The organism is Streptomyces sp. NPDC026246, assembly GCF_055567995.1.
On sequence record NZ_JBVHPJ010000020.1, the window covers coordinates 17,602 to 39,593 of the forward strand.

Consider the following 21,992-nt stretch of genomic DNA (forward strand, 5'->3'; position numbering starts at 1 on the left):
GGGTCCTTTCACGCGGGCCCGCCCGGTGCGGGTCCCTCGATCGGCAGCAGGACGTGCAGCCGCCACGTCCCGCCGGCGGGCCCGGCCGTCGCCGTCCCGCCCAGCAGCCTGGCGCGGTCCGCGACGCCGCGCAGCCCATGGCCGCCTCCGGGGCGGGGGCGCCGAGGGCCGGTCAGCGGATTCTCCACCGTGATCTCCAGGTGGCCGCCCGCGACCGCGACGCGCACGTCCACCGCGGCCCGCTCACCGCCGTGCCTGAGGGCGTTGCCCAGCCCTTCCTGCACGATCCGGTAGGCCTCGCGGGACACCAGCACGGGCAGCTTCCGCGGGTCGGCGGCGACGGTGGCCCGCACACGCCGCCCGTCCGCCCGGGTGCGCCGCAGCAGGCCGTCCAGGTCTTCGGCGAGGGTGGGCGCCGGTGCCGTGCCGGGGGCGTCGCCCGCACGCAGCACGCCCAGGACGGCGTCGAGTTCGCCGACCGTGCGCCGGGTGGTGTCCTCGATCGCGGCGAGGGCCTCGCGCACGAACTCGGGGTCGGAGTCCAGGACCCGGCGGGCGGCGCCCGCCTGCAGCGTGACGGCGCTGAGCGCGTGGCCGACGGAGTCGTGCAGCTCGCGTGCCAGCCGGTTGCGCACGGCCAGGTCGGCGGCGCGCGCCTCGGCGGCGGCGAGCCGGTCCTGCGCCGTGGGTCCGAGCAGCCGCGGCGCCGAGCGGGCCAGCAGGGCGCCGCACCCCGCCGCGCAGCCCGCCAGGGCGGCGAGCGACAGCGCCCCGGCGACCGGGGACAGGAACAACGCCCAGGAGTGGTCGAAGACTTCGGGCAGCCCGAGCCGGTCGCCGCGCAGCGCCGAGAGGACCGGGAGCAGGATCAGCACGGCGGCGAACGGCGGCAGGGCCAGCGTCATGCCGGCGATGATCCCGCCGAGGCCGAGATGCAGCGTGAACCACGCCGCCGTACGGCCCTTCTCACCCCGCGTCCGGGCGGGAGTGCCGGCCAGCCGGTCCGGGTCGACCCCGCACAGCCAGCGCACCGCAGCGGACTCCAGCGGCCGGGTCAGCGGGAACAGCGAGGTGACGGCGGCCAGCGGCAGACCCACGGCGAAGGAGGCGAGCTGGAGGGGGAAGGAACCGAAGACGTCCGCGGACCCGGAGAGCGGACCGATGACCGTCGTGCCGACCAGGACGTAGGGCATGGCGAGCGCGCCGCCCAGGATCAGGTGGATCCAGCGCAGGCGCGTCCGCCGGCCGAACAGCGCACGGGCGGCCCGGATCACGCCGCCCGCCGTGCGGCCCCGGCCGAACGCTCCGCGAGGTGACGGGCGACGATGGCGGCGACGAGGAAGCCGACGAGCATCTGCCCAGCGTAGGCGAGGTTCATCAGCGGCGTGGGACGGTCGGCGATGCCCTGTGCGCCCGCGAGGGAGACCAGCGAGAGCCAGCCGCCCCAGCAGGCCGCGGCGGCCGAACCGGCCCAGGCGAGACCGAGCGGCACGCCCACCGGCAGCTCCCGCCCGCGCCGGAAGGCCAGCAGGAGGGCACCGGCCACCGCCGCCGTCAGGAACAGCGCGAAGACGGCCTCCAGGACCTGGACATCACCGGTGCGGTCCGCCGCCCGGCGCGCGCCGAGCCCGGCCGTGGCTCCGCCGGCCCACAGCACGTGCAGGGTCAGCGGGAACAGGGCCAGTACGGACGCGGTGACGGCGAGGAAGCGGTGCCCGGGCCCGGCGGCACCGGCGGGCAGCTCACGCACCCGCCCGCGCCACAGCCACCCCCAGCGGTCCCGCGCGTACAGGAGGAACAACCCGCCCAGCGCGAGCCCTTGGAGGATGAAACCGGTGTACACGACGGTGAACACCCACGCGTGCAGGAACTCCTCACGCTGCGCCGGGCGTCCGCCCCCACCCCCGGCTCCCCGCACGGTTAGTTGCGCCGGGAAGCCGGTCATGATCGGGGCGAGCAGCCCGGTGGCGACCCACACGGGGAAGGCGAGCAGCCAGGCCGGCACCCGCAACCCCCACGGTCTGGTCAGCGCCAGGGCCAGCACGATCACCGCACTGTCCAGCAGGACCGACAGGCCGTTGACCACGGCCATGCCGACGCGGTCGTCGAGCAGGGAGCTGCCCTCCGGGATGCCGAGGTGACTCCCGGCGATCCAGGCCGCCTTCAGCCCGAGGTACGGCGCACAGGAGACGACGGCCAGGGCCCGCAGGGCGCGGCGGGTCCGTCCGGTCGGGGAGGGGGGCCCGGCAGTGGCGGGGGGAGCGGACGACGGCGTCATGCGATCAGGCTCGCGCGGCGACGGCCCGCGCCGCCTCCTGCGCGACGACGATCCGCCTCCGCCGCGCGGGGGAGACGGCCTCAGCCCTCCAGGACCAGCACCGTCTCGTCGATCTCGGCACCCCGGGCCCGTGCGAAGCCCCTGGCCGAGGCCACGGCGCGGAACCCGCACTTGTCCAGCACGCGCAGCGATCCGGCGTTGTCCGAGGCCGCCCTGGCGTACAGGGGGCGTTCGGGCACCTCGGCCAGCAGTGCCCGCAGCGCCGCCGTGGCGATGCCCTTGCCCCAGTAGGCGCGGTCGATCCAGTACGTCACCTCCCGCTCGCCCGGCTTCCCGTACACGGCCGCGCTGCCGACCACGTCCCCGTCGACCAGGACGGTGCGCAGCACATCGGCGGAGGAGCGGATCCTCGCCCAGTGGGCGTCGAAGGCGGCCCGGTCGGAGGGGTCCGCGGGGGTGAAGGCCGCCATGTGCAGCGACTCGGGGTCGTTCGACTGCCGGAAGAAGACGGGCAGATCACTGTCGTGGACGGGACGGAGCGCGATCTGCACGGTCACAGCCTCCGCGTCGCCAGGGTCAGCCGGTCCCGCGCGTCGAACAGCGCGTCCTTCACCAGTTGTTCGTGCGCCGGGGTCAGCCGGGCCACCGGCACCGAGCAGCTGATCGCGTCCCGCGCCGGGGTGCGGTACGGGATGGCCACGCCGAAGCAGCGCAACCCCAGCGTGTTCTCCTCGCGGTCCACGGCGAAGCCCTGTTCGCGCACCTGGTGCAGCTCCTCGATGAGCTTCTCCCGGTCGGTGATGGTGTGCTCGGTCAGCGCGGGCAGCGTCTCCGGCAGCATCTTGCGCACCTGCTCGTCCGCGTACGTGCTCAGCAGCGCCTTGCCCAGGGAGGTGGAGTGCGCGGGCAGCCGCCGCCCGACCCGGGTGAAGGGACGCAGGTAGTGCTGCGACTGGCGGGTGGCGAGGTAGACGACGTTGGTGCCGTCGAGGCGGGCGAGGTGGATCGTCTCGGTGGTGTCGTCCGAGAGCCGGTCCAGCGTCGGGCGCGCCGCGGCGACGACCTCGTCGCCGTCGATGTACGACGTGCCGACCAGCAGCGCCCGCACACCGATGCCGTAGCGCGTGCCCGTCGCGTCCGTCTCCACCCAGCCCAGCTCGACCAGGGTGCGCAGCAGCATGTAGAGGCTGGACTTCGGATACCCGACGGCCTCCTGGACCGCCGCGAGGGAGTGCATCCCGGGCCGTCCGGCGAAGTATTCGAGCAGTTCAACCGTTCTCACCGCGGACTTGACCTGCGCCCCGCCGCCCGTCTCGCCAGCCGACATCGCCCTTGACCCCTTCGTTCCACGGGAAATAGTCTCCACAGCGCATTCATCATCAGAGACAGCGTTCAGTATATCGAACGCCCCTGGTGAATGACCCGGATCTGCGGCAATACATGTGTGGAGGGACCCGCGGTGGCAGCAGCACCAGTCTGGAGTGTCGACCCCCGAACCGGGAAGCAGCGGGAACAGGTTGCGGTGGAGGCCACAGCCCAGGAGGTGGACGCCGCCGTCCGTGCCGCGCACGAGGCGCGGGGCGCGCTGGCCGACCGCACCGTCCGCGCGGCCTTCCTGCGCGCCGCGGCGGACGAACTGGAGTCGGCCAAAGACGGACTCGTCGAGACCGCCGACGCCGAGACCGCGCTCGGCCCGGTCCGGCTGACCGGTGAACTCGCCCGCACCTGCTACCAGCTGCGGGCCTTCGCCGACATCGTCGACGAGGGCGCCTTCCTCGACGTCGTCGTCGACCACCCCGACGACACCGCGACCCCGCCGATCCCGGACCTGCGCCGCTACAAGGTGCCCCTGGGCGTCGTCGCCGTCTACTCGGCGTCGAACTTCCCCTTCGCCTTCTCCGTGCCCGGCGGCGACACCGCCAGCGCCCTGGCGGCCGGCTGCCCCGTCGTCGTCAAGGCCCACCCCGACCACCCGGGCCTGTCGGAGTACGTCGCCAAGGTGCTGCGCCGCGCCGCCGCCCGGCACGACGTCCCCGAGGGCGTCATCGGCCTGGTGCACGGCTTCGACGCGGGCATCGAGCTGATCAAGCACCCCTTGGTCGCGGCCGCCGGGTTCACCGGGTCCGTGCGCGGTGGACGCGCGCTGTTCGACGCGGCGGCGGCCCGTCCCGTGCCGATTCCCTTCCACGGCGAGCTGGGCTCCCTGAACCCGGTGGTCGTCACCGAGGCCGCCGCCGCCGAGCGCGCCGAGGAGATCGGCGCGGGCCTGGCCGGCTCGATGACCCTGGGCGTCGGCCAGTTCTGCGTGAAGCCCGGCCTCGTGCTCGCGCCGTCCGGCGCCGCCGGCGACGCCCTGCTGAAGTCCCTGACCGACGCGGTCAGCGACACCGACGCCGGTGTGCTGCTCGACCACCGCATGCGCGACAACTTCGTCGCCGGCGTCGCCGAGCGGGCCCAACTGCCCGACGTGGACTCTCCGGTCACGCCCGGCGCGGGCGGGGAGCACACCGTCAGTGCCGGCTTCCTCACCGTCCCGGCGAGCAGGCTGGCCCAGCAGGGCGGCGAGCACGACCTGCTGCTGGAGGAGTGCTTCGGACCGGTCACGGTGGTGGCCCGTTACGAGGACGAGGCCGAGGTCGAGGCGGTGCTGTCCCGGCTGCCGGGCAACCTCACGGCCACCGTGCAGCTGTCGCAGGAGGAGGCCGCCGGGCAGGGCCGCGGCGCGCAGCTCCTCGCGGACCTGACGCCGCTGGCCGGGCGCGTGCTGGTCAACGGCTGGCCGACGGGCGTCGCCGTCGCGCCCGCCCAGCACCACGGGGGGCCGTACCCGGCGACGACGTCGACGTCCACGTCGGTGGGCGGGACGGCGATCGAGCGGTGGCTGCGGCCGGTCGCCTACCAGAACGCTCCCGAGGCGCTGCTGCCGCCCGAGCTGCGGGACGACAACCCGCTGGGGCTGCCGCGGCGGTTCAACGGGCGTCTGGAGCGGTAGGCGCCGCCGGGGCGCGGGCGGACCGCGGGCTGCCGGTGCGTCGTGGTCGTTCCCGCAGTTCCCCGCGCCCCCGAAGGGCGCGTCTGGAAGAGTGAGCCGAATGGATCTGGAACTTCCCGAACTTCCTTTCCTCCTGCGCACGTACGGCCCCGAGGCCCACTGGTCCTACGAGGACGGGGTGCTCACCGGGTGGGCCGGGGCGCGGCAGGACCGGTTCGTGCCGCCCACCGGGGAAGGCCTGGACCCCGCCTCGGACGCGCCGCGGCTGCTGGGTGCGCCCGAGGGGGACTTCCAGCTGATCGCCCGGGTCACGGTCGGGTTCGGGGCCGCCTTCGACGCCGGCGTGCTGTACGTGCACGTCGCCGAGCGGGCCTGGGCCAAACTCTGCCTGGAGTACTCCCCGGACGTCCCCACCGTCTGCACGGTCGTCACGCGCGGCCACTCCGACGACGCCAACTCCTTCACCGTGGACGGCAGTTCCGTCTGGCTGCGGATCAGCCGCACCGGCCGGGCCTTCGCCTTCCACGCCTCGCGGGACGGCGAACACTGGACCTTCGTCCGCCTGTTCACCCTCGGCGACGAGAAGGAGACCGGCGCGGCCCTCGTCGGGTTCATGACCCAGTCGCCGATGGGGGAGGGCTGCGTGGTGACCTACGATCACCTCGCCTTCCGCCCCCACTGGCCGGACGACCTGCGCGACGGCAGCTGAGCCGGGAACCGCGGCCCGCTCCGCCCACGTCCTCGGTTCCATGATCGGTGATCGAATGAGCCCCGGCCGGGTCGTCCGCAGCGTCCTGCCCGCCGAGCTGGCCGACGTCGTCGCGCTGCACGCGCGGGCCCGGGCGACGTACTACCCCGACGGGGTCCCGCAGGACGGCACCGACTGGCACGCGGCCTGGCGGTCGGCGCTCACCCGGCCGGAGGGACGGGTGCTCTGCGTCGTCGAGGCGGGGCGCATGACCGGCCTCGCGTCCTTCCGGACGGCCGAGGGCGCCCCGGCGGACGAGGTCACGCTGTTCCAGTTCCACGTCGACCCCGGCCACTGGCGCCGCGGTGTCGGCACCGCCCTGCACGCCGCCTGCCTGGAGGAGTGGCGCGCCGACGCCAGGCGGACGGCGGTCCTCGACGTGCACGTGGACAACCTGCGGGCGCAGGCGTTCTACCGGCGCCAGGGCTGGGTGCCCGAGCCGGCCGGGCCGGGGGAGCACCACCTGCGGATGCGGCTCGCCCTGTCCGGCGCGTGAGCGGGCCGGGGAATACGCACCACTGCTTGAACGTTCAGGCACCGGCGGAGGGAGTCTCCGTACCCGCACGACCTGGAGAGAGCCGACACATGCGCGTCGAGATCTGGAGCGACATCGCCTGCCCCTGGTGCTACGTGGGCAAGGCCCGCTTCGACAAGGCGCTGCGGGACTTCCCGCACCGCGACGACGTCGAGGTGGTGCACCGCTCCTTCGAGCTGGACCCGGGCCGAGCCAAGGGCGACGTCCAGCTCGTGATCACGATGCTCACCGCGAAGTACGGCATGAGCCCGGCACAGGCCGAGGCCGGCGAGGACAACCTGGGCGCGCAGGCCGCCGCCGAGGGACTCGACTACCGCACCCGCGGCCGCGACCACGGCAGCACCTTCGACATGCACCGCCTGCTCCACTTCGCCAAGGACCACGGCCGCCAGGAGCAGCTGCTGGACCTGCTGTACCGGGCCAACTTCGCCGAGGAGCGGTCCGTCTTCGACGACGACGAGCGCCTGGTGGAGCTGGCCGTCGCCGCCGGCCTGGAGGCGGACGCGGTGCGCGCGGTGCTCGCCGACCCGGGCGCCTACGCCGACGAGGTGCGCGCCGACGAGCGCGAGGCCGCCCAGCTCGGGGCGAACGGCGTCCCGTTCTTCGTGCTCGACCGCCGGTACGGAGTCTCCGGCGCCCAGCCCGCCGAGGTCTTCACTCGGGCCCTCACCCAGGCCTACGGCGAACCCGCCCCGCTGACCGTGGTCACCGGTGAGGACGCCGGGAGCCTGGATGCCGGGGGCGCGGACGCCTGCGGACCCGACGGGTGCGCGGTGCCGCAGCGGTGAAAGCCCAGCTCGGAGCCCATACATAAGCGTTGCTTGGGAAAGTCACGCAGAATTCGGCAATGGACGGGGAGACCCGGGGGACGCACAGTGGTCCCATGGAGACCTTCGAGAACCTCGTCCGTGCCGAGTTCACCCCGAAGCACACCTTCCTCAACACCGCGAGCAACGGCCTGCTGCCCGCCCGTACCGTCAGCGCGATGCAGCAGGCCGTGCGGATGCGCGCCGAGGGCACGCCCCTGGGTCCCCTGTACGAGCACGTGGAGGCCGCCCGCGCGTCCTTCGCCCGGCTGGCCGGCGTGCCGGCGACCCGCGTCGCGACCGGCGCCTCGGTCGCCGAGTACGGCGGGCTGATCGCCGCGTCGCTGCCCTCCGGAGCCGAAGTCCTCACCGCCGAGGGCGACTTCTCGTCCCTGGTGAACCCCTTCCACGTCCGCGGCGACCTCAAGGTGCGGGCCGTGCCCCTGGAGCGGCTCGCCGAAGCCGTCCGGCCCGGCACCGCGCTGGTCGCCGTCAGCGCCGCCCAGTCCGCCGACGGGCGGCTCGCGGACCTGCCCGCCGTGCGCGAGGCGGCCCGGGCGCACGGGGCCCGCACCTACGTCGACGCCTCCCAGTCCGCCGGCTGGCTGCCCCTGGACGGCGACGCCGACGACTTCGTGGCCGCCGTCGGCTTCAAGTGGCTCCTCGGGCCGCACGGCGCCGCGTTCTTCGTCGTCCCCGCCGGCTTCGGCGGGCTCACCCCGCTGCTGGCGGGCTGGGTCGCCGGCGAGGTCCCCTGGGAGAGCTGCTACGGCCCGGTCGAGGAACCGGCCCGCTCCGCCCGGCGCTTCGACATCAGCCCGTCCCTGTTCAGCTACGCCGGGCTGCGCGCGTCACTGGAACTGATCGAGGAGATCGGCGTCGACGCCGTGCACGCCCACGACACCGCCCTCGCGGACCGATTCCGCGCCGGACTCGCCGAGCTGGGTCACCCGCCCGTCGACGCGCCGGGCTCCGCGATCGTGTCCGTGCCCGGGCTCGGCCACCGGCAGGGCGAACTGAGCCGGGCGGGCATCGAGGTCTCCGACCGGGCGGGCAATCTGCGGGCCGCGTTCCACCTCTACAACACGGCGACGGACGTCGACCGGCTGCTGGACGCCCTTCGGGCATGAGGGCACACGAAAACCGGGTGGGGCCTCCCGTCCCACACGAGGAGGCCCCACCCGGCAGCCGAGTCACGCGGTTGCGTCACCGCCGTCGGTGATCACCGCACCGGCGTGAAGTCCCGCGCCCCGATGAACTCCGGTCGGCGGACCGGGGCGGCGAACGGTTCCTCCGCCGTGTTCTCCACGCTGTTGAACACGATGAAGACGTTGCTGCGCGGGAACGGCGTGATGTTGTCGCCGGAGCCGTGCATGCAGTTGCAGTCGAACCACGTCGCCGAACCGGCCTTGCCCGTGAAGAGCTTGATGCCGTGCTCGGTGGCGAACCGGGTCAGCGCCTCGTCGGACGGCGTCCCCGCGTCCTGCATCTGCAGCGACTTCTTGTAGTTGTCCTTCGGCGTCTCCCCCGCGCAGCCGAGGAACGTCTTGTGCGACCCCGGCATGATCATGAGTCCGCCGTTGGTGTCGTAGTTCTCGGTCAGCGCGATCGAGACCGACACCGTGCGCATCCGCGGCAGCCCGTCCTCGGCGTGCCACGTCTCGAAGTCCGAGTGCCAGTAGAAGCCACTCGCCCCGAACCCCGGCTTGACGTTGATCCTCGACTGGTGGACGTAGACGTCCGAGCCGAGGATCTGCCGCGCCCGGCCGACGACCCGCTCGTCGCGGACCAGCCGCGCGAACACCTCGCTGATCTTGTGGACCTCGAAGACCGAGCGGATCTCCTGCGACTTCGGCTCGACGATCGACCGCTCGTCGGCACGGATGTCCGGGTCGTTGACCAGCCGGTTCAGCTCGTTGCGGTAGACGGAGACCTCGTCCTCGCCGATGAGCTCGTCGACGGCGAGGAAGCCGTCACGCTCGAACGACAGCAGGTCGGCCGGCGCGACCGGGCCCGGGGCGTCGGGTGCGCCCCAGACGACCGGGTCCTGCCGGGGCGTGAGCACCTCGGAGGCGCCGCGCGTCGGGTAGAGGTCGGGGGTGCCGGTGGTGGTGGTCGTGTCGGTGGTGGCGGTCATGAAACGTCACACCTCCTCGGTGAGCAGCGGGTAGACGCCGTTCTCGTCGTGGTCCTCCCGACCGGTCACGGGCGGGTTGAACACGCAGAGGCAGCGGAAGTCCTCCTTGACCTTCAGCGTGTGCCTCTCGTGGCCGTCCAGGAGGTACATCGTGCCGGGCGTGATCGTGTGCGTCAGCCCGGTCTCGTGGTCGGTCAGCTCGGCCTCGCCCTCCACGCAGACGACCGCCTCGATGTGGTTCGCGTACCACATCGACGTCTCCGTACCCGCGTAGAGGATCGTCTCGTGCAGGGAGAAGCCGACCTTCTCCTTGGCGAGGACGATGCGCTTGCTCTCCCACGTGCCGGACGCCGCCTTCACGTGCCGGTCGGTGCCTTCGATCTCCTTGAACGAACGGACAATCACGGTGCTGCGATGCCTCCTAGGTGGGGTGGTGCTGTGGTGCTGTGGTGCCGGTGGGTCAGGCGGTCTCGCGGACGGCGCGGGCCAGGGTGGTCAAGCCCTCGTCCAGTTCCTCGGGGGTGATCGTCAGCGCCGGGAGCAGCTTGACGACCTCGCTCTCCGGGCCGGACGTCTCGATGAGCAGTCCGAGTTCGAAGGCGCGCTTGGCGACCTTGCCGGCGCGGGCCTTGTCGTGGAACTCCATGCCCCACACCAGGCCGCGGCCCCGGTACTCCTTCACGTCGGCCAGGTTCTCCTCGGTGATGGAGATCAGTGCCTGCTCGACCTGCTCGCCACGCGTGCGGGTCTGCTTCTCCATCGCCGAGCCGTCGGCCCAGTACGCCTCCAGGGCCGCGGTGGCCGTGACGAAGGCGGGGTTGTTGCCGCGGAAGGTGCCGTTGTGCTCGCCGGGCTCCCAGACGTCGAGTTCCGGCTTGAACAGGCACAGCGACATCGGCAGGCCGTAGCCGCTGATGGACTTGGAGACGGTGACGATATCCGGCGTGATGCCGGCCTCCTCGAAGGAGAAGAACGCACCGGTGCGGCCGCAGCCCATCTGGATGTCGTCGACGATCAGCAGCATGTCCTGCCGCTCGCACAGGTCGGCCAGCGCGCGCAGCCACTCGGGCCGGGCCACGTTGATGCCGCCCTCGCCCTGCACAGTCTCGACGATCACGGCGGCCGGCTTGTTCAGGCCGGAACCCTGGTCCTCAAGGAGCCGCTCGAACCACAGGAAGTCCGGGACCTGGCCCTCGAAGTAGTTGTCGAACGGCATCGGGGTGCCGTGCACCAGCGGGATGCCGGCGCCGGCCCGCTTGAAGGCGTTGCCGGTCACGGCCAGCGAGCCGAGCGACATGCCGTGGAAGGCGTTGGTGAACGACACGATCGCCTCGCGGCCCTTGACCTTCCGCGCCAGCTTCAGCGCGGACTCCACGGCGTTGGTGCCGGTCGGGCCCGGGAACATGACCTTGTACGGCAGGTCACGCGGGCGCAGCAGCAGGTTCTGGAAGGTCTCCAGGAAGCGGCGCTTGGCGGTGGTCGACATGTCGAGCCCGTGCGTGACGCCGTCCCGCTCCAGGTAGTCGATCAGCGCTCGTTTGAGGACGGGGTTGTTGTGCCCGTAGTTCAGTGACCCCGCTCCGGCGAAGAAGTCGAGGTACTCGTGGCCGTCCTCGTCGTACATGCGGCTGCCCACCGCACGGTCGAAGACGGTGGGCCAGCCGCGGCAGTAGCTGCGTACCTCGGACTCCAGGGTCTCGAAGACGCTCAGGTCGGGCTGGGTGATGGTCACGACGAATCGCTCCTCGGTGCGTGGGGGAAGTCTTGGCGGGAGTGGGGCGGGGAAGTCAGTGGGGCAGCGGGCCGATGCGGTACAGGACCTCGGCGTCGTGCGGCCCGTCGGGGAACAGGCCCGCTTCGAACAGCACCTCGCGCTCCAGCCCGGCGCCGTGGCGCTCGGCGAAGGACGTGAACAGGCGCTCGGAGGCGGTGTTGCCCGGGGTGATGGTGGTCTCCACCGTCGTCACCCCCTGCTCGGCGGCGGTCCGCGCGACCAGTCCGTCGAGCAGCGCGGCGGCCAGTCCGCGTCCGCGGTGGGTCTCGTCCACCGCCACCTGCCAGACCAGCAGGGTGCGCGGGCTGTCCGGCCGCACGTACCCGGTGACGAAACCGATCGGCTCGCCGTGTTCGTCACGGGCCACGGCCGACGTGGCTGCGAAGTCGCGGCACCACAGCAGATAGCTGTAGGACGAGTTCACATCGAGAACCTTCGAGTCCTTGGCCATTCGCCACAGTGCGGCTCCGTCGGCCACCGTCGGTCGGTTGATCTGCAGGTCTGCTTGTACGGCGGTCATGCGAATCGAACTTACCCAGCCGAATTCAAAAATGCATCGGGGGAGGGGGTTACATATGGGCGCGACTCGTGTTATCACGCGGGCGCGTAGATCGACCTCAGGCCACGGCAAGATGTCCGAGTTCGCGGGGAAAATTCCAGGCAAAACGGGCAGGTTGTGTAACGCGTCACAACCATGTGGCCTTCACGCGAGGCGTCGGAATTGCCTCGCGAAAGGTCCTCGAAATCTACGCGTTTAGGACCGGGAAAAGCGGGCAGAAGAATGTGGTCGGCTCTTCCCGAAAGAATTTTGAATTGTGTGCGCCACCTTACACGGATCCGATATCACGCAGGCATCCGGAATTCAGGCGCCCGTCACTCCGTCGATGCGTTCGCGCAGGAGATCCGCGTGTCCGTTGTGCCGCGCGTACTCCTCGATCAGATGGATGAGGACCCAGCGCAGGCTGACCTCCATCCCGGGCACCGGGCCCTCGGCCACCCGGCCGACGTGGTCCAGCGGCAGTCCGGCCGACAGCTCCCGCCCCCGGGCGATCTCCTGCCGCCAGATCCCGAGCGCCTCGTCCAGCCCCCGGGCCGGATCCAGCGCGTAGCCCGTGCCGTCCTCGAAGACGGGCGGTACGTCCAGACCGCCGGCCACGCGCTGGAACCAGTTCCGCTCGATCTCGGCGAGGTGCTGCACCAGCCCGAGCAGGGTCAGGGAGGAGGGCTCCGCCGCGGCCGTGCGCACCTGCGCGTCGTCCAGCCCGGCGCACTTCAGCTCCAGGGTGGCCCGGTGGAAGTCCAGCCAGCTCTCGAGCATGGCCCGCTCGTCACCGGTGGTACGCGGGACGGGCCGGCCGTCGGGGAGGGTGAGGGGGGAGTCGGTACTCATCCCGGGAGCATGCCACGCCCCACTGACAACGCGTCCGCCCGTGCTCGCGGCCCGCAGGCTCCGGGCCAGTACGTACGCCACCCGCCCTGGTCCCCGAGGATCGCCGTCAGCCACCACCCCGGGTGGGGTCAACGGGTGGTTATCGCCACGCCCGCTCCGCCGCGCGGAGCGCGCCCTCCACGTCGACCGTCAGGCCGGACTCCGCCAGCGCCCCGCCCAGCGCCGCCAGGCTCGACCGCACGGCTCCGGGCGTCGCGTCCGCGCCGTAGTGGTTGACCCGGATCATCTCCTTGGTCAGCGCGCCCCCGCCCGCGGCCAGCGGCACCGCCGGGTCGGCCGCCAGGGCCCGCGCCACCAGCTCCGAGGCCACCGTGTCCGCCGGGGCGCGCAGCGTCGTCGCGACCGGCGCCGCGTCCCGGGCCTCGTGCACGTACGGCGCCAGGCCGCCCCCGAGCGCCACCGCCCCGGCGCGCGTGGCCGCCGCGGCCGAGGCGTGCCGCGCCATCACCGCGTCCAGGCCCGCCGCCTCGATCCGCTCCACACACGCCTCCAGCGCCAGCATCTCCAGCTGCGCGGGGGCGTGCAGCAGGGCCCTGCGCCCACCGTCGATCCACCGCTCCTTCCAGTCGAGGAGCGACAGGTACGACCGGCGCGGAGCCCGCGGGTTGGCCGCCATCCGGGCCCAGGCGCGCTCGCTCACCGACACGGCGGACACACCGGCCGGGCCGCCCATCGCCTTCTGCGCGCCGATCACGCACAGGTCCACGCCCCAGGCGTCCGGCAGCACCGGCTCGGCGCCGATGGAGGCCACCGCGTCCAGGTAGAACAGCGCCCCGTGCGCGCGGACCACCTCGCCGATCTCCGCGACCGGGTTGGTGTTGCCGGTGGCGGCCTCCGCGTGCACCAGGGAGACGAAGTCGATCTCCGGGTGCTCGGCGAGGGCCTGCCGGATCTGCTCGGCCGTGACCGCCGTGTGGAAGGGAACCGCCAGGTCGATCACCGTCGCACCGCAGTCGCGCAGCCAGTCGCCGAAGGTCTGCCCGTACGGCCCCGTGATCACGTTCAGCGCGGTGGTGCCCGGACCGGCCGTGGCGCGGATCGCGCCCTCCAGCGGCAGCAGCGCCTCGCCCTGCATGATCACGACGTCCTGTTCGGTGCTCAGCAGCCGGGCCACCCGGTCCTCGATCGCGGCGAAACGGTCCGCGCCGAGCGGGGCCAGGTCCAGAAACGGATGCGTCACGGCAATGCTCTCTTCACTCACAGGTTCGACGGCAACGAGGGTAACCGGCGGCCGTGGTCCCCTCACGCGGCGAGGTCCGGCCCCGGCCCCCTTCGGGGCGGTCGGATCAGCTCACTAAGGTGCGGTGCATGAGCGAACGCGCGGTGCTGCACGTGAGGGGACGGGTGCTCGTCGGGCCCGAGGACGTCCGGGACGAGCTGTGGGTGGTCGACGGCCGTGTCACCTACGACCGTCCGGCCGGGGCCGCGGACGTGCGCACCGTCAGGGGCTGGGCGCTGCCCGGGCTCGTGGACGCGCACTGCCACGTCGGGCTGGACCGGCACGGCCCGGTGCCCGCGGACGTCGCCGAGAAGCAGGCCCTCACCGACCGGGACGCGGGCACGCTGCTGATCCGCGACGCCGGCTCGCCCTCCGACACCCGCTGGATCGACGACCGCGAGGACCTGCCGAAGATCATCCGCGCCGGGCGGCACATCGCCCGCACCCGCCGCTACATCCGCAACTACGCCTGGGAGATCGAGCCCGAGGACCTGGTCGCGTACGTGGCCCAGGAGGCCCGGCGCGGCGACGGCTGGGTGAAGCTGGTCGGCGACTGGATCGACCGCGACCTGGGCGACCTGTCCGCCTGCTGGCCCCGCGGGGCCGTCGAGGCGGCCATCGCCGAGGCCCACCGGCTGGGCGCCCGCGTCACCGCCCACTGCTTCGCGGAGGACTCCCTGCGGGACCTCGTCGAGGCCGGCATCGACTGCATCGAACACGCCACGGGCCTGACCGACGACCTCGTCCCGCTGTTCGCCGAGCGGGGTGTGGCCATCGTGCCGACCCTGGTGAACATCGCGACGTTCCCGCAGCTCGCCGACGGCGGCGAGGGCAAGTTCCCGCGCTGGTCGGCCCATATGCGACGGCTGCACGAACGCCGTTACGACACCGTGCGGGGCGCCTACGACGCCGGCATCCCGGTCTTCGTCGGCACCGACGCCGGGGGAGCGCTGGCCCACGGTCTCGCGGCGGCCGAGGTCGCCGAACTGGTCACCGCGGGCATCCCGCCCGTGGACGCCCTGGCGGCGGGCACCTGGACGGCCCGTTCCTGGCTCGGGCGCCCCGGCCTGGAGGAGGGGGCCCCGGCCGACCTCGTGGTCTACGACGAGGACCCGCGGGCCGACGTGCGCGTCCTGGCCGCACCGCGCCGGGTGGTGCTGAACGGGCGTGTGGTGGGCTGAGGTTCCCCGGCCACCCGGGTGACGGCGGGGAACGCCTGTGCCGGGAGATTCGAAAACATCCACGGTCTCACCACGTTGGAGTGAAGCCGGGGCGGATCGCTGACGCCGCCCGCGCGCCGGGGCGATTCTTTGCGGGTCCCGAGCCTGTCTTTCCAGGAGTCCCCACGTGAACAGCCCTTGCTTCCGCATGCCCGCACGCCGACTGGCGACCGTCACCACGGCCACGGCCCTCGCCGCCGGGGCCGTGGTGCTGACCGGCGTGAGCCCGGCGCACGCCACCGGCGACCACGGCCGCGCGAGCGCCGCCGTCCTGCGCACGGGCCTGGACGTCTCCCTGCTGAACAAGTCGGTGAACGTCCCGCTCGCCGTGTCCCTCAACGAGGTGCATGCCCCGCAGAGCGCCGAGAAGAGCGTGCTGACGGCCGACCTCGACGCGGTGGACGGCGGCCGGCCGTTCAGTGTGCTGCGGGCCGAGGCGGCCCGGGCGACGGCCACCACGAGCGCCACGAAGGCCGAGGCGTCCGCCACCCTCGCCCACGCCCGTCTGCACGTCCCCGGGCTGCCGCTGCTGTCGGTCATCGAGGTCGAGCAGGTCACGTCCAGGGCCACCTGCGAGGTCGGGAGGAAGCCGGTGGCCACGACCGACCTGCCCGGCTCGGTGACCGTGCTCGGCAAGCGCGTGAACCTCACCGCCGGCGGCCCCACCGACGTCAAGGTGCCCGGTGTCGGCGAGGTCCGGCTCGATCTGTCCCACAACCGCACGACGGCTCGCTCGGCGGCCGCCACGGCCCTCGAACTCAAGATCTCCGTCAACCCGTTGAAGCTGAACGTCGCCGAGGTCGACGGCACCCTCACCCTGGCCGAGGCGACCTGTGAGACCCCCCGGCCCGCTGCGGCGGAGCAGCCCCCGTCCGCGTCCGCCGCCCCACCGGCCGCCGTGGAGCCGCAGGGGGCCACGAAGGAGGAGAACCTGGCCGAGACGGGCGGCAGTTCGACGACGCCGTACGTGGCGGCGGGCGCCCTCGCCCTCCTGGCAGCGGGCGGAGCCGCGGTAGCCCTGTCCCGCCGCCGGGGGTGATCGGGCCGGATCCCGTGGGCGGGAGCCGGTCACGGCCGACCGGCCGGAGGCGGATCCGTGCGCACGCCGAGCAGACTCGTCGCGTCCAGCTCCTCGGCAGCCGGACGGTGTCCCCCTCGGGGACCACGTGCCGCTTGCCTGCCCGTGTCAGTCCTCCAGCACGCCTCGCAGGGCCGCCAGGAAGCCGTTCGTCGTTCCGCGGTCGCGGACCGCCAGCCGGAGCCACCGGTCGTCCAGGCCGGGGAACGTGTCGCCGCGGCGGACGGCGTACCCGACGTCGCGCAGGCGGCTGCGTACGGCGGCCGCCCCGGGGAGGCGGATCAGCACGAAGGGCGCCTCGGCCGGTCCGGCGACGCGCAGTCCCGCAGGGGCGAGCCCGGCGAGGCCCGCCACGAGGTGGGCGCGGTCCGCGGCGATGCGGTGCGCGGCGTGGGCCGCCTCCGCCAGCGCCCGGGGCCCCACGCACGCCTCGGCGGCCGCCAGCGCGGGTGTGGACACCGGCCACAGCGGCTGCGCCCGCTCCAGCTCCTCGACGATCTCCGGCGCCGCCAGCACGTAACCCACCCGCAGCCCGGCCAGGCCCCACGTCTTGGTCAGGCTGCGCAGCACCACCAGGCCGGGCACGTCGACGCGCCCGGCCAGCGCCTCGCGTTCGCCCGGGACCGCGTCCATGAACGCCTCGTCCACCACCAGCACCCGGCCGGGCCGGGCGAGGGCGGCGATCGTGCCCGCGGGGTGCAGCACCGAGGTCGGGTTCGTCGGGTTGCCGATCACGACCAGGTCCGCGTCCTCGGGGACGGCGGCCGGGTCGAGCCGGAAGCCGTCCTCCTCGCGCAGCAGCACCCGGCCGACGGTGTGCCCGGCGTCCCGCAGGGCCGCCTCCGGCTCCGTGAACTGGGGGTGCACCACCACCGGCCGCCGCACCTTCAGCGCCCGGGCCAGCAGTACGAACGCCTCCGCGGCGCCGGCCGTCAGCAGCACCCGCTCCGCCGGCACGCCGTGCCGGCGCGCCACCGCCGCCCGGGCCGCCCGTCCGTCCGGGTAGGCGGCCAGGCCGGTCAGCGAGGCGGTGAGGTGCTCCAGCAGCCACGCGGGTGGTGTGTCCGCGCGGACGTTGACCGCGAGGTCGACCAGCGCACCGCCGTCGCCCCGCACCTCGGCGTCCCCGTGGTGGCGCAGGTCGTGCCCGCTCTCAGTACGCATCCGTGTGCCCGTGCCCTCGCTCGTGGTGGCCATCGGTGGTCCGGCCGGTGTCCGCGCCGTCGAGCCGTGCCACGGCACAGGTCGCCCGCGCTGCCTTGCGTTTGGGGACGAGGAGCGCGCCGCCGCGCAGCAGGGCGGCGGCCTCCGCGACGGAGGGCGTGCCCACGGCGGTGCGTGCCGCGTCCGACGGGTGGGGCACGCGGACCCGGGCCAGCTCCCCGGCGCGGTACGTCACCAGCGGTACCCCGAGCCGCCGCGCCGCCCCCTTGATCCCCGGCTCCCCGGCCTTCGCCTCGACCGTGGCGAGCTCCGCGACGGACGTGAGGGGAAGCCCGGCCTCGTGCAGGGCCGCCTCGATCAGCGCGAGCACCTCCGCGGCCGGTACCCCCTTCGACGCGCCGACCCCGACGACCACGCGAGCCCCCGCGCCCGTCGGCCCGACGCCGCTCATGAGCGGCGGCACCTCTCCACGAACCGGCGGGCGACCCCCGGCTCGGCCGCCCAGTGGGTGTGCAGATAGCTGGCGTGCACCGAGCCCCGCACGAACCCCTCGACCCGGCGCTCGGCACCGAGCAGACCCCACGCGGGCTCGGCGCCCGAGCCGGGCTCGACGGCCGTCCGGTGGAACTCGTGCCCCCGCATCCGGGTTCCCGCCGCCGCGAGGACGCTGTCGCCCACGGCCACCGCGTCCCGGTACCCGAGTGTGAGCCGCTCCGTCATCCGCGCCCCGGCGTCCAGCACCCCGCACATCGGCAGGCCGTCCAGCTCCCGGCACAGGTACAGCAGCCCCGCGCACTCGGCGGCCACCGGCGCCCCGCTCTCCGCCAGGACGGCGACGGCCTTGCGCAGCGGTTCGTTGGCCGACAGCTCCGAGGCGTACATCTCCGGGAACCCGCCTCCGATCACCAGCCCCCCTGTTCCATCGGGCAGTTCGCCCTCCCGCAGGGGGTCGAACGGTACGACCTCGGCGCCGGCGGCCGTCAGCAGCTCGGCGTGCTCGGCGTAGGAGAAGGTGAACGCGGGTCCGCCGGCGACGGCGATCCGCGGCGCGGCGCCCTTCCTCGGCGAACCGAGGGCCGCCCCGGCACCGGACGCACTCCCGGCACCGCCACCGGACCGGGCCCCGGTCGTCCCGTCGGGCAGGGTGCCGGCGATCGCCCCGGCCGCGTCCCACGGCGCACAGGGCAGGTCTCCCGCCGTGCGCGCCAGCGCGGCCAGCGCGTCGAGGTCGCATCCGGCCGCCACCTGCGCGGCCATCGCCCCGACGGCCGCCAGGGCCTCCGCACGCCGCTCGGCGACCGGGACCAGACCCAGGTGCCGGGACGGGGTGTCCACCTGCGGTGCCCGCCGCAGCACCCCCAGCACGGGCACCCCCACGTGCTCCAGCGCCTCCCGCAGCAGGTCCTCGTGCCGGTCCGTGGCGACCTTGTTCAGGATCACGCCCCCGACCCGCACCTCCGGGTCCCAGGACACGAACCCGTGCACCAGCGCCGCCACCGACCGGGACTGCGACGACGCGTCCACGACCAGCACCACCGGCGCCCGCAGCAGCTTCGCCACGTGCGCCGTCGAGGCCAGCTCGCCCTGCCCCGCCGCCCCGTCGTACAGCCCCATCACGCCCTCGACGACGGCGATGTCGCACCCGCGGGCCCCGTGCCGGAACAGCGGACCGACCAGGTCCGGACCGCACAGGTACGCGTCGAGGTTGCGTCCCACCCGCCCGGTCGCGAGCGCGTGGTACCCCGGGTCGATGTAGTCGGGACCGACCTTGTGCGGGGACACGGCGAGCCCCCGCGCGGCGAACGCGGCCATGAGTCCCGTGGCCACCGTGGTCTTGCCGCTCCTGGAGGAGGGCGCGGCGACGACCAGCCGGGGGACGGACGAGGACGACGTCACCACTCGATGCCCCTCTGCCCCTTCTGCCCGGCGTCCATCGGGTGCTTGACCTTCGACATGTCGGTCACCAGATCCGCGAAGTCGACGAGCTCGGCGGGCGCGTTCCGGCCCGTGATCACGACGTGCTGGGTCCCGGGCCGGTGGCGCAGCACGTCGACGACCTCGGCCGGGTCGATCCACCCCCAGTGCAGCGGGTAGGCGAACTCGTCCAGCACGTACAGCCGGTAGGTCTCCGCCGCCAGGTCGCGCTTGACCTGCTCCCAGCCCTCCCGGGCCTTCTCCTCGTTGCTCGAGTTGTCACCCTGCAGGCCGCGCTGCACCCAGGACCAGCCCTCGCCCATCTTGTGCCACGCCACGGAGCCGCCCTCGCCGGAGGCGCCGAGCACCTTCAGCGCGTTCTCCTCGCCGACCTTCCACTTCGCCGACTTGACGAACTGGAACACCCCGACGGGCCACCCCTGGTTCCACGCCCGCAGCGCGAGCCCGAAGGCGGCGGTGGACTTGCCCTTGCCGACGCCCGTGTGCACCATGACCAGCGGCCGGTTCCGACGCTGACGGGTCGTCAGACCGTCGTCCGGAACGACACTCGGCTGTCCCTGCGGCATTACGCGGCCCTCCTCGAAGTTCCCTGCACATCCCTGACCAGCCCGGCGATCGAGTCGGCCCGCAGCTCGTCCAACGTCACGGCGGTCCCGCCCAGTTCACCGGCGAGCCGCCCGGCGAGCCCCAGCCGCACCGGCCCCGACTCGCAGTCCACCACCACGGACGCGACGCCCTCGGCCGCGAACAGCCGGGCCGCCCGGCCGGCCAGCGCCACGGGCTCCGGGCCGCCGGTCGCCCGGCCGTCCGTCACCACCACGACCAGCGGCCGCCGTGCCGGATCCCGCAGCCGCTCCACCCGCAGCACGTCGTGTGCGCGCAGCAGCCCGGCGGCCAGCGGGGTGCGGCCGCCGCTCGGCAGCGTCTCCAGACGGGCCGCCGCCGCGTCCACCGACGAGGTCGGCGGCAGCGCGACGTCCGCGCCCGAGCCCCGGAAGGTCACCAGGCCCACCTTGTCCCGCCGCTGGTAGGCGTCCAGCAGCAGCGACAGCACGGCTCCCTTCACCGCGCCCATGCGCTTGCGGGCCGCCATCGACCCGGAGGCGTCCACGACGAACAGCACGAGGTTGCCCTCGCGGCCCTCGCGGGTGGCCTGCCGCAGATCGTCCCGGCGCACCACCAGACCCGGCCCGGACCTGCCGCGGGAGCGCTGGTGCGGCGCCGCGGCCTGCACGGTCGCCGCCAGGTGCAGTTTGGTCAGCGTGCCGCGCGGCCTGCGGGCCCCGGTCGTCCGCCCGTGCTCGGTGCGCGCCCGTGAACGCCGCCCCGCGGCCCCCTCGCCCAGACCGGGCACGCTCAGCACCTTGGTGCGGAACGGCTCGCCGGCGCCCACGGCCGACTGCTCGCCGGCCCCGGGCCGCTGCGGCCGCCCGTCCTCTTCGGGCGCGGCGGAGTCCGCCGCGCCGTCGCCCTGCCGCGGGGCGTCCTCCGCGGGCTCGGGCCGGCCACCGCCCCCGCCGTCCGGGCCGCCGCCGTCGGGGCCGCCGCCGTCCGGGCCGCCGCCGTCCGGACCGTCGGGTCCGTTCGAACCCGGGTCGGGGTCGGGGTCCGGGTCGGGGTCCGGGTCGTCGTCGGAGAACTCCTCCAGGGTCTCGTCCAGTTTGTCCTCGTCCAGACCCGGCGCGTCGAAGGGGTTGCGACGGCGCCGGTGCGGGAGCGCGAGCAGCGCCGCCTGCCGGACGTCCTCGGCCAGCACGTCCGTACGGCCCGCCCAGGCGGCCAGCGCGGTCGCCGTCCGGGCCATCACGATGTCGGCGCGCATGCCGTCCACCTCGAAGGCCGCACAGGTCGCCGCGATCTGCCGCAGCGCCCCGTCGCCCAGCCGCACCGACGGCAGCAGCTCCCGGGCGGCGGTGATGCGGGCCCGCACCTCGGCCTCCTCGTCGGCCCAGCGCGCGGCGAAGGCGGCCGGGTCGTCGTCGTGGGCCAGCCGGCGCCGTACGACCTCCACCCGCTGGTCGGGGTCGCGGGAGGCGGCGACCTCCACGGTCAGACCGAACCGGTCGAGCAACTGCGGCCGCAGCTCGCCCTCTTCGGGGTTCATGGTGCCCACCAGCAGGAACCGGGCCGCGTGCCGCACGGAGACGCCCTCGCGCTCCACGTACGAGGCACCCATCGCCGCCGCGTCGAGCAGCAGGTCGACCAGGTGGTCGTGCAGCAGGTTGACCTCGTCGACGTAGAGGATCCCGCGGTGCGCGTCGGCGAGCAGGCCGGGCTCGAACGCCTTCACGCCCTCCGACAGCGCCCGCTCGATGTCCAGCGCGCCCACCAGCCGGTCCTCGGAGGCGCCGACGGGCAGTTCGACCATGCGGGCGGGGCGGTGCGCACCGGCGGTCCCCGGCGCGTGCGGTCCGTCCGGGCACGCGGGGTCGGGGGAGGCGGGGTCGCAGGAGAAGCGGCAGCCGGGGACGACGTCGACCTGCGGCATGAGCGCCGACAACGCCCGCACGGCCGTCGACTTGGCGGTGCCCTTCTCGCCGCGCACCAGCACGCCGCCGACCGCCGGTGACACGGCGTTCAGCAGCAGCGCGAGCCGCAGATCGTCCTGGCCGACCACGGCGGTGAACGGAAACGGGGTGGTCACTGGTCGTCGCCC

General features: G+C 73.8%; 21 protein-coding genes and 1 pseudogene. 7 read left to right on the top strand and 15 right to left on the bottom strand.

The features are described from left to right. Positions 1 to 8: 8 nt before the first annotated feature. From ACZ4M5_RS32785 to ACZ4M5_RS32800, 4 genes are all read right to left on the bottom strand, one after another. The gene (locus tag ACZ4M5_RS32785) at positions 9 to 1,271 is read right to left on the bottom strand and encodes a sensor histidine kinase (protein ID WP_467742532.1); all 1,263 of its coding nucleotides are present in this window, start codon (positions 1,269 to 1,271) and stop codon (positions 9 to 11) included. Continuing rightward, complete coding sequence (locus ACZ4M5_RS32790; protein ID WP_467742388.1) at positions 1,271 to 2,278, bottom strand: hypothetical protein; 1,008 nt, start codon at positions 2,276 to 2,278, stop codon at positions 1,271 to 1,273. Before ACZ4M5_RS32790 ends, ACZ4M5_RS32785 begins: the two co-directional genes overlap by 1 nt. An 80-nt stretch (positions 2,279 to 2,358) precedes the next feature. Next, positions 2,359 to 2,829, bottom strand: coding sequence for a GNAT family N-acetyltransferase (locus ACZ4M5_RS32795; protein WP_467742390.1), 471 nt, complete (start codon positions 2,827 to 2,829; stop codon positions 2,359 to 2,361). 2 nt (positions 2,830 to 2,831) lie between these two features. Next, positions 2,832 to 3,605, bottom strand: a complete 774-nt coding sequence (locus ACZ4M5_RS32800; RefSeq protein WP_467742392.1) for an IclR family transcriptional regulator — start codon at positions 3,603 to 3,605, stop codon at positions 2,832 to 2,834. A gap of 132 nt (positions 3,606 to 3,737) precedes the next feature. On the opposite strand from ACZ4M5_RS32800, the gene ACZ4M5_RS32805 reads away from it, so the two are divergent. The 5 genes from ACZ4M5_RS32805 (at position 3,738) to ACZ4M5_RS32825 (ending at position 8,489) form a co-directional block, all read left to right on the top strand. Continuing rightward, positions 3,738 to 5,270: an aldehyde dehydrogenase (NADP(+)) gene (locus ACZ4M5_RS32805; RefSeq protein WP_467742394.1), complete on the top strand. Its 1,533-nt coding sequence runs from the start codon at positions 3,738 to 3,740 to the stop codon at positions 5,268 to 5,270. A gap of 100 nt (positions 5,271 to 5,370) precedes the next feature. Next, complete coding sequence (locus ACZ4M5_RS32810) at positions 5,371 to 5,979, top strand: DUF1349 domain-containing protein (protein WP_467742396.1); 609 nt, start codon at positions 5,371 to 5,373, stop codon at positions 5,977 to 5,979. Between the two features lie 40 nt (positions 5,980 to 6,019). Continuing rightward, positions 6,020 to 6,514 (top strand): GNAT family N-acetyltransferase, encoded by a 495-nt coding sequence (locus tag ACZ4M5_RS32815; protein WP_467742398.1) that lies wholly within the window; start codon positions 6,020 to 6,022, stop codon positions 6,512 to 6,514. An 89-nt stretch (positions 6,515 to 6,603) separates the two neighbouring features. Further along, positions 6,604 to 7,341, top strand: coding sequence for a DsbA family oxidoreductase (locus tag ACZ4M5_RS32820; protein WP_467742400.1), 738 nt, complete (start codon positions 6,604 to 6,606; stop codon positions 7,339 to 7,341). A gap of 95 nt (positions 7,342 to 7,436) precedes the next feature. After that, complete coding sequence (locus tag ACZ4M5_RS32825) at positions 7,437 to 8,489, top strand: aminotransferase class V-fold PLP-dependent enzyme (RefSeq protein ID WP_467742402.1); 1,053 nt, start codon at positions 7,437 to 7,439, stop codon at positions 8,487 to 8,489. Between the two features lie 92 nt (positions 8,490 to 8,581). Here ACZ4M5_RS32825 and thpD read toward each other — a convergent pair whose 3' ends face one another. The 6 genes from thpD to ACZ4M5_RS32855 all read right to left on the bottom strand — a co-directional run bounded on the left by thpD (position 8,582) and on the right by ACZ4M5_RS32855 (position 13,900). Beyond that, positions 8,582 to 9,496, bottom strand: coding sequence for an ectoine hydroxylase (gene thpD, locus ACZ4M5_RS32830; RefSeq protein ID WP_467742404.1), 915 nt, complete (start codon positions 9,494 to 9,496; stop codon positions 8,582 to 8,584). A gap of 6 nt (positions 9,497 to 9,502) precedes the next feature. Next, the gene (locus ACZ4M5_RS32835) at positions 9,503 to 9,901 is read right to left on the bottom strand and encodes an ectoine synthase (protein ID WP_383504109.1); all 399 of its coding nucleotides are present in this window, start codon (positions 9,899 to 9,901) and stop codon (positions 9,503 to 9,505) included. A 55-nt stretch (positions 9,902 to 9,956) separates the two neighbouring features. Next, entirely contained in the window at positions 9,957 to 11,228 is a 1,272-nt protein-coding gene (ectB, locus tag ACZ4M5_RS32840) for a diaminobutyrate--2-oxoglutarate transaminase (protein ID WP_467742406.1), read from the bottom strand. Positions 11,229 to 11,283: 55 nt separating this feature from the next. Next, positions 11,284 to 11,790 (bottom strand): diaminobutyrate acetyltransferase, encoded by a 507-nt coding sequence (ectA, locus tag ACZ4M5_RS32845; protein WP_467742411.1) that lies wholly within the window; start codon positions 11,788 to 11,790, stop codon positions 11,284 to 11,286. 342 nt (positions 11,791 to 12,132) lie between these two features. Beyond that, complete coding sequence (locus ACZ4M5_RS32850; protein ID WP_467742414.1) at positions 12,133 to 12,660, bottom strand: DinB family protein; 528 nt, start codon at positions 12,658 to 12,660, stop codon at positions 12,133 to 12,135. A 139-nt stretch (positions 12,661 to 12,799) separates the two neighbouring features. Next, positions 12,800 to 13,900 carry a pyridoxal-phosphate-dependent aminotransferase family protein gene (locus tag ACZ4M5_RS32855; RefSeq protein WP_467742416.1) on the bottom strand — a complete coding sequence of 367 codons (1,101 nt, stop codon included), beginning with the start codon at positions 13,898 to 13,900 and terminating at the stop codon, positions 12,800 to 12,802. A 128-nt stretch (positions 13,901 to 14,028) separates the two neighbouring features. Here ACZ4M5_RS32855 and ACZ4M5_RS32860 point away from each other — a divergent pair, with 128 nt between their 5' ends. Beyond that, positions 14,029 to 15,120, top strand: coding sequence for an amidohydrolase family protein (locus tag ACZ4M5_RS32860; RefSeq protein ID WP_467742418.1), 1,092 nt, complete (start codon positions 14,029 to 14,031; stop codon positions 15,118 to 15,120). 166 nt (positions 15,121 to 15,286) lie between these two features. Next, positions 15,287 to 16,198 carry an SCO1860 family LAETG-anchored protein gene (locus ACZ4M5_RS32865; protein WP_467742421.1) on the top strand — a complete coding sequence of 304 codons (912 nt, stop codon included), beginning with the start codon at positions 15,287 to 15,289 and terminating at the stop codon, positions 16,196 to 16,198. A gap of 147 nt (positions 16,199 to 16,345) precedes the next feature. On the opposite strand, the gene cobC is transcribed toward ACZ4M5_RS32865, so the two are convergent. The 5 genes and pseudogenes from cobC to ACZ4M5_RS32890 form a co-directional block, all read right to left on the bottom strand. Beyond that, positions 16,346 to 17,401: an Rv2231c family pyridoxal phosphate-dependent protein CobC gene (cobC, locus tag ACZ4M5_RS32870; protein WP_467742423.1), complete on the bottom strand. Its 1,056-nt coding sequence runs from the start codon at positions 17,399 to 17,401 to the stop codon at positions 16,346 to 16,348. A 55-nt stretch (positions 17,402 to 17,456) separates the two neighbouring features. Further along, a pseudogene (locus tag ACZ4M5_RS32875) lies at positions 17,457 to 17,816 on the bottom strand (cobalamin biosynthesis protein); the annotation flags it as partial. 32 nt (positions 17,817 to 17,848) lie between these two features. After that, positions 17,849 to 19,297 carry a cobyrinate a,c-diamide synthase gene (locus tag ACZ4M5_RS32880; protein WP_467742425.1) on the bottom strand — a complete coding sequence of 483 codons (1,449 nt, stop codon included), beginning with the start codon at positions 19,295 to 19,297 and terminating at the stop codon, positions 17,849 to 17,851. Then, a complete protein-coding gene (gene cobO / locus ACZ4M5_RS32885; protein WP_467742427.1) occupies positions 19,294 to 19,902 on the bottom strand; it encodes a cob(I)yrinic acid a,c-diamide adenosyltransferase in 609 nt (202 codons plus the stop codon). Before cobO ends, ACZ4M5_RS32880 begins: the two co-directional genes overlap by 4 nt. Beyond that, on the bottom strand, positions 19,902 to 21,980 hold the full coding sequence (locus ACZ4M5_RS32890; RefSeq protein ID WP_467742429.1) for a putative cobaltochelatase: 2,079 nt from the start codon (positions 21,978 to 21,980) through the stop codon (positions 19,902 to 19,904). The genes cobO and ACZ4M5_RS32890 overlap by 1 nt, the downstream gene beginning before the upstream one ends. Between the last annotated feature and the right edge of the window lie 12 nt (positions 21,981 to 21,992).

Bases quoted from the DNA above. Each gene is read 5' to 3' on its own strand.
- ACZ4M5_RS32790 (WP_467742388.1), bottom strand. From the start codon at position 2,278: ATGACGCCGTCGTCCGCTCCCCCCGCCACTGCCGGGCCCCCCTCCCCG.
- ACZ4M5_RS32800 (WP_467742392.1), bottom strand. From the start codon at position 3,605: ATGTCGGCTGGCGAGACGGGCGGCGGGGCGCAGGTCAAGTCCGCGGTG.
- ACZ4M5_RS32810 (WP_467742396.1), top strand. From the start codon at position 5,371: ATGGATCTGGAACTTCCCGAACTTCCTTTCCTCCTGCGCACGTACGGC.
- ACZ4M5_RS32815 (WP_467742398.1), top strand. From the start codon at position 6,020: ATGATCGGTGATCGAATGAGCCCCGGCCGGGTCGTCCGCAGCGTCCTG.
- ACZ4M5_RS32820 (WP_467742400.1), top strand. From the start codon at position 6,604: ATGCGCGTCGAGATCTGGAGCGACATCGCCTGCCCCTGGTGCTACGTG.
- ACZ4M5_RS32825 (WP_467742402.1), top strand. From the start codon at position 7,437: ATGGAGACCTTCGAGAACCTCGTCCGTGCCGAGTTCACCCCGAAGCAC.
- thpD (WP_467742404.1), bottom strand. From the start codon at position 9,496: ATGACCGCCACCACCGACACGACCACCACCACCGGCACCCCCGACCTC.
- ectA (WP_467742411.1), bottom strand. From the start codon at position 11,790: ATGACCGCCGTACAAGCAGACCTGCAGATCAACCGACCGACGGTGGCC.
- ACZ4M5_RS32850 (WP_467742414.1), bottom strand. From the start codon at position 12,660: ATGAGTACCGACTCCCCCCTCACCCTCCCCGACGGCCGGCCCGTCCCG.
- ACZ4M5_RS32860 (WP_467742418.1), top strand. From the start codon at position 14,029: ATGAGCGAACGCGCGGTGCTGCACGTGAGGGGACGGGTGCTCGTCGGG.
- cobC (WP_467742423.1), bottom strand. From the start codon at position 17,401: ATGCGTACTGAGAGCGGGCACGACCTGCGCCACCACGGGGACGCCGAG.
- cobO (WP_467742427.1), bottom strand. From the start codon at position 19,902: ATGCCGCAGGGACAGCCGAGTGTCGTTCCGGACGACGGTCTGACGACC.